The organism is Rhodococcus sp. T7, assembly GCF_009872365.1.
In the GTDB taxonomy this organism is placed as follows: Bacteria; Actinomycetota; Actinomycetes; order Mycobacteriales; family Mycobacteriaceae; genus Rhodococcus_F.
On record NZ_WXYH01000389.1, the window covers coordinates 390349 to 395743 of the forward strand.

8 protein-coding genes are annotated in these 5395 nt (G+C 67.2%); all 8 read left to right on the forward strand.

Going from position 1 to position 5395, the window contains the following annotated elements; all coding sequences use genetic code 11:
- Positions 1-524, forward strand: a 524-nt coding sequence (locus MLGJGCBP_RS45845) for a hypothetical protein (RefSeq protein ID WP_160096004.1), incomplete at its 5' end; no start/stop codon positions are given.
- Complete coding sequence (locus MLGJGCBP_RS45850; RefSeq protein ID WP_160096002.1) at positions 521-1474, forward strand: hypothetical protein; 954 nt, start codon at positions 521-523, stop codon at positions 1472-1474. The genes MLGJGCBP_RS45845 and MLGJGCBP_RS45850, both read left to right, overlap by 4 nt.
- Entirely contained in the window at positions 1474-2112 is a 639-nt protein-coding gene (locus MLGJGCBP_RS45855) for a DUF6668 family protein (protein WP_201453047.1), read from the forward strand. The genes MLGJGCBP_RS45850 and MLGJGCBP_RS45855 overlap by 1 nt, the downstream gene beginning before the upstream one ends.
- 36 nt (positions 2113-2148) lie before the next feature.
- Positions 2149-2433 carry a hypothetical protein gene (locus MLGJGCBP_RS45860; protein ID WP_160096008.1) on the forward strand — a complete coding sequence of 95 codons (285 nt, stop codon included), beginning with the start codon at positions 2149-2151 and terminating at the stop codon, positions 2431-2433.
- Positions 2430-2681, forward strand: coding sequence for a hypothetical protein (locus MLGJGCBP_RS45865; protein ID WP_160095998.1), 252 nt, complete (start codon positions 2430-2432; stop codon positions 2679-2681). The genes MLGJGCBP_RS45860 and MLGJGCBP_RS45865 overlap by 4 nt, the downstream gene beginning before the upstream one ends.
- 17 nt (positions 2682-2698) lie before the next feature.
- Positions 2699-3391, forward strand: a complete 693-nt coding sequence (locus MLGJGCBP_RS45870) for a hypothetical protein (protein WP_160095996.1) — start codon at positions 2699-2701, stop codon at positions 3389-3391.
- Complete coding sequence (locus MLGJGCBP_RS45875; RefSeq protein WP_201453046.1) at positions 3388-4278, forward strand: hypothetical protein; 891 nt, start codon at positions 3388-3390, stop codon at positions 4276-4278. Before MLGJGCBP_RS45870 ends, MLGJGCBP_RS45875 begins: the two co-directional genes overlap by 4 nt.
- Positions 4263-5395 (forward strand): hypothetical protein (locus MLGJGCBP_RS45880; protein WP_160095994.1); only part of this gene is annotated, 1133 nt, incomplete at its 3' end. The genes MLGJGCBP_RS45875 and MLGJGCBP_RS45880, both read left to right, overlap by 16 nt.

Consider the following 5395-nt stretch of genomic DNA (forward strand, 5'->3'; position numbering starts at 1 on the left):
GTGGGGCTGTCGTCGCGGCCGCCGCCGTGGTGGTGGGGCTGGGTGCGTGGGCGCTTCGCGACAGCCAGGACGAACAACCCTCAGCCGCCGTGGTGGCGCAGACTACGACCACAGCTCCGCCGAGCTCGCAGACCCCGCGCCCGTGGTGTGACCCGGCATCGGCTCCCGACGGTGTGATCATCGGCAACGGCCCGGGCGGAACCGATTCCGGTCCGGCCGCGATCCTCGCCTTCGATTACGCCTACTACGTGCAGCGCTCCGGGGCAGCGGCACGCGCGGCGGTCACCGCCGATGCTGTCGGCGTCGCCGCCGCGGACTCCCTCCAGAGTGCGATCGATACGGCAATCCCCGCTGGCGCCGAGCATTGCGTGACGATCCGCGCGACGACGCCGGCACGGTTCCTCGTCACGCTGCGCGAACGCCGCATCAGCGGTGAGGAAACCGACTACGAGCAGCAGGTCATGACCACACGGGTGGTCGATGGCCGTCACCTGATCGCGTCGATCGGAAAGGCAACACCGTGAATTCCCAACCCGAATGGATGCAATGGCTCAACCAGGCCCCGGCATCGGACTCCGAGGCAGAGACACCGACAGCCGCGGTCGTCCCGCTGCGCGGCGCGGCCCCCGCTGCGCCCGGGGGTGACCGGGTCACTGAGCCCACACCCAACCCGCAACAGCCGCACCGGGGGCCAGCACGTGCACCCCAGCCCGCACCGGTATGGCCGCAGCGGGCAGTGCGGCCGGCACCGGTGGTGCTGGTCACCGGCGCGGGCGGGGGAGCGGGCGCAACGACGACAGCGGTCGGTATCGCCGGAGCGTGGGCTATCGAGGAAACCGCCTCAGCAGCGGTGGTCGATCTGACTGTCGCGGGCGGTGACCTGGGAGCACGCACCGGTACCGACGACAAGGCTCCCGCGATCGAGACGATCGCGGACGCGGATGACCCCGCCGCGATCGTGGCATCACTGCCCGTGTCCTCGGCCGGGGCACGCATCATCGACCGCGGTGAGCTGCGGTTCGACGATCTCCCGGTACAGCAGGTGGCAGAGATTCTCCGGCCCCGCGTCGACACCGTGGTCTACGACCTGGGGCCGGACGCGCTGCGGCTACGCGAGTGCACCACGCTGCGGGAAGACACCGAGGCGGTGTTCGTGCTGGTCGTGCAGGCGCGGGCGGATTCGTTCAACCGGTTGCGCGGTTACCTGGACTTGCTCGGGCAGGCAGCCGGGAACGACGTGTTCGACCGCACCGTGGTGGTGATCTCCCATCAGAACTCCGCCGAACCCGATGTCGATCCGGCCGAGCTGATCGCCCATGTGTCCTCGGTGGTGCGTGCCGTCGAGGAGGTTCCCTACGACCCCCATCTGGCCACCGGTGTGGCGATCGCGAGCTGGGAACTGCGCGCGGCCACGGTCGACGCCTACGCCCGTATCCAACGGGCGACGGCGGCAGTGCAGGGTCGTGATCGGTGATGGCGGCACTGAACTTCTCCCGCCGCGTCCAGCCGCAGAACACGGCCTCACACATGCCTGTCCGTGCCCCGAGCCATGTCGCCGAGATCTGGGATCGGCCGGTACCTCGCGGCCACAGCGGTGCTGCCCCGTTGGTCTGGCTCCTCGGAGCACACGGCGGAGCAGGGATCAGCACCCTCGGTCACGTCCTGGACTTCGCCGGTGAGTGCGGCCAGAAGTGGCCGGGACCGTTCGACGGCGAGTCCCCCTTCGTCGCGATCGTCGCCCGCGAACGTGTCGGCTCACTCGACCAGGCCGGGGATCTGCTGCGCCAGCACATCGCAGGCACAGCCGGCAGCAGCACCGTCATCGGACTGATCACCATTGCCGACCGGCCCGGCACCAAGATCCCGAAGGAGATCGACCACACCCGCCAGATCGTCAGCGGCCTGGCGCCCGCCACCTGGCGAATCGGGTGGATCGAACACTTCACGCGCGTGCGCAACCCGCGAGAGCTTCCGGTGTGGTCGCACGGCGACCCGCCACCGGAGAACAGGAAACGCGCAGCAGAGGACCCCACGGTCGTGCCCAGCGAGATCGCCGAAATCGCTGGGGCGCTGCGTCAATCGATCATCCAACGCCTGAACCCCGGCATCTGACCGGGTTTCACACAACAAGGAGGACAACTCGAAATGATGCTGCTACATGCCACGCTCGACACGATCAGCGTGCTGGCCCAGGGAATTGAACTGCCCCCCGAACCGCCCCCGAAGTCGGAGAAGCTACTCACCCTCGGCCGCTGGGCCTCCTGGGTGGTCATGTTCTCCGGCGTTCTCGCCCTGGTCTACGGCGGCGGGAAGTTCGGCTGGGAGAAATTCAACGGTGGCAGCCTCGAGTCGCCGAAGATCATCGCCGGCGCACTGGTCGGCGGCGTGGTGGCCGCCAGTGCAGGCGGGATCATGGCCGCGGTCGTGTCATGACCGTGATCGCGATGTGGATCCCCTCGGCCGCCGTCACCGACCCGCTGCTGCAGCTCGGGCGGTACCTGAGCTGGATCATCTTCGCGATTTTGACCATCCGACTCGTCTGGTACGGCGGCCTTTTCGCCTGGAACAAGCAACAGAACCCGTACGAATCCGAACCCGCCGCGCGGATCGGGATGACTCTCATCTCCGCGGTCCTCTATTCGGCGGCCAGCGGTATCTCCGCCGCACTCCTGACGTTCTGAGAAGAAAGGACCATTCCATGGTCACCACCCGCCGCGCGGCAGCAGCACTCGCCGCTGCCGCAGCGGCGGCGTCCCTGATCGCCGGGTGCGGCTCCGATGAGGAGAGCTCCGCAACCGACTCGGTCACCACGACGACGCCGCCCGACCCGACCACCCCACCCGCAGACCTCGAATGGGACCAATTCCAGTCGATCTGGCTTCCGTTCGCCGCCGAAGGCCCCGCCAGTAACACCGGCAACGGAGCAGTGTCCGGGTTCACGCACTCCCCACAGGGTGCTGCCCTCGCCGCGATTCACCAGACGGTGCGCATGTCGGTCGCTCGGGATGACCAGTGGGCGATCGTCGTCCACAACGGCATCGCTCCCGGCCCCGAACGTGACGCGTTCGCTGTCAATCGCTCGCAGATCAGCGTCACCGCGGCCGCCGACCCGGCCGAGGCCCCCTTGCTCAGCGGCTATGTCGTCGACAACTACACCGACGAGCGCGCAGACATCTCGATCCGCACCGCGTTCTGCGACAAGTCGGTCTCGGTCACCGCCACCACCGTCGTCTGGACCGGGCAGGACTGGAAGCTCCAACTCCCCGCAGCCGATGACCCGACACCCCGGGTCTACGTCTACGACCCGCAGACCGTCGACTACCACACCTCCCGCGAGGTCACCCTCGACGCGCCGGACACGGCGTGCACCGGGCAGGAGGGCACTCCATGAACACCGGCAACAACGACACCCAAGAGACAAGCCCGGAAACCGGTGACAAGCAGCCAACTCCGGCGGCCGCTTCCTCCAAGATGCGCGGCCTCGGGATCGGGTTCTGGGTCTCGGCGACGTTCATGGTCATCGTGCTCGTCGGCGGACTGACCGCCTATGTCGTAGGTCGCGAGGACACCACCGCGGCGAGCGGGGGCGGTGCCCCGGCGACGGCGCCACCACAAACCGATCGCGACGACTGGGGCCTGCCCTACACCGACGAGCTCGGCCGCCGAGTCGAGGTTCCCCCGAGCCCGGACGGCGCCGCCCTCGAGCAGGACACCGCGGCCCGCAAACCCGCCGACGACACCACCAGCGCTCCGGGCGGACTGCAATGGCAGCAGATCCGCAACTACCCCTTGCCCTTCTCCACCACCGACGGTCCCACCGGTATCGACGGTCGCATGGCCACCGGATTCGCCCAAACCCCGCGAGGTGCAGCGCTCGCCGGTATCCAGCTCTACACCCGCGGCGGCGCTACCAACGCCGGTGCAGCCGAGTTCTACACCAACCGAGTCGTCCCGGACAGTGACCCGCTCGAGCAGCTGCGCCGAGAGTTCTTGCGCCGGGCCAACGATGCGGTTGCCGCCGGTGAAGGCGACAAGCTGGCCTTGTTGCCGTACTTCCGTGTCGTCGCCTATCGGATCGTCCAGTGGAGTCCGGAACGCCCGGACTACGCCAAGATTGAGTACGCGATGCTCAAAGAGAGCGGCACCGGCTGGATCTCTACGCCGATGGAGCTGCTCTGGCGCGGCGGGGACTGGCAGATCAAGCTCACCGCCGATCTCTACGGCGGGCAGAAGGACCTCAGCAACATCGGGGGGTGGACCCAGTGGCCCGCCGCGTGATCCATGTGCTGACCGCACTGGCGCTCACCCTCGCCGTACTCCTCGGTGTCGCGAATACCGCTGCGGCACAGGAACCGGAACCGAAGCCTGGTGAGGATCGCTCCCTGGTGTGCCAGGGAGCGGAAGCACTCGGTGAGGGACTGGGGACGGTAATACCTGGCTTCGGTGCCATCAACGTGCCTGGACTACCCAGTAGCGGCGACGTCGTCGGGAACTGGGCCGGGAACATGTGCGACCACAACGGCAACCCAGTCGCGGCAGTCAAGGACTTCGCCAGCGAACAACTCCAGGAGCAGTGGGATTCGCAGTTCGGCAAGATCGTCACGTCGATGCTGGACGGGATGTCGCAGGCGATGGTCATGGCGATCATCTGGTGGATCAAAATCCCCAATGCCGACCTCGAATTGTTCGCTCCGCTGGCCCAGATCAACGAGTACACGGTCTGGATCCAGTCCTTCCTCTTGATCATCTCGATCGGATTCATGGCACTGCGGTTGGCCGCGGCACGACGGCAACTGATGGTCGATCAAGCCGAGGAGACGTTCCGCACCATGGTGCGGGTAGTCGTGACGGCCGCGATGATGTCGGTAGTGGTCGCCCTGGCGACAGCCGCGGGTGATGCCTTCGCGACCGAAGTCGTCAACGCGACATCGAATAACGATCCCGCCGGGACCGTGCAGGCGATGATGGTCCTGGGCGCCTACTCCGGGCTGGCACCGGGCCTGATGCTGCTGATCGGCCTGGTCGGCGCTATCGGTGCCCTCGCACAGGCGTTCTTCATGCCGATCCGGCAGGGATTCCTCATCGTCGCTGTCGCCGCGTTGCCCGTCGCGGCCGCGGCCGGAGGAACGAAGACCGGAACACAGTCCTACGAGAAGCTCCTCGCCTGGGTCATCGGGTTTTGCCTGTTCAAGCCCGTCGCATCACTGGTGTACGCGATGGCATTTCTGACAACCCAGTCCTCTGCGCTCGACGTCCCCGAAGGACAAACCCCGACCCTCGAACAGTTTCAGTACTCGCTCATCGGGATCTCCCTGCTCGCCGCTACGGCACTGGTCCTGCCCGCTCTGATGCGGCTGATCACTCCTGCTGTATCCGCGGTCGGGAGCGGTGGTGG

Excerpts from the sequence above, each read along its gene's own strand:
- MLGJGCBP_RS45855 (WP_201453047.1), top strand. The coding sequence starts at position 1,474 with ATGGCGGCACTGAACTTCTCCCGCCGCGTCCAGCCGCAGAACACGGCC.
- MLGJGCBP_RS45860 (WP_160096008.1), top strand. The coding sequence starts at position 2,149 with ATGCTGCTACATGCCACGCTCGACACGATCAGCGTGCTGGCCCAGGGA.
- MLGJGCBP_RS45865 (WP_160095998.1), top strand. The coding sequence starts at position 2,430 with ATGACCGTGATCGCGATGTGGATCCCCTCGGCCGCCGTCACCGACCCG.
- MLGJGCBP_RS45870 (WP_160095996.1), top strand. The coding sequence starts at position 2,699 with ATGGTCACCACCCGCCGCGCGGCAGCAGCACTCGCCGCTGCCGCAGCG.
- MLGJGCBP_RS45875 (WP_201453046.1), top strand. The coding sequence starts at position 3,388 with ATGAACACCGGCAACAACGACACCCAAGAGACAAGCCCGGAAACCGGT.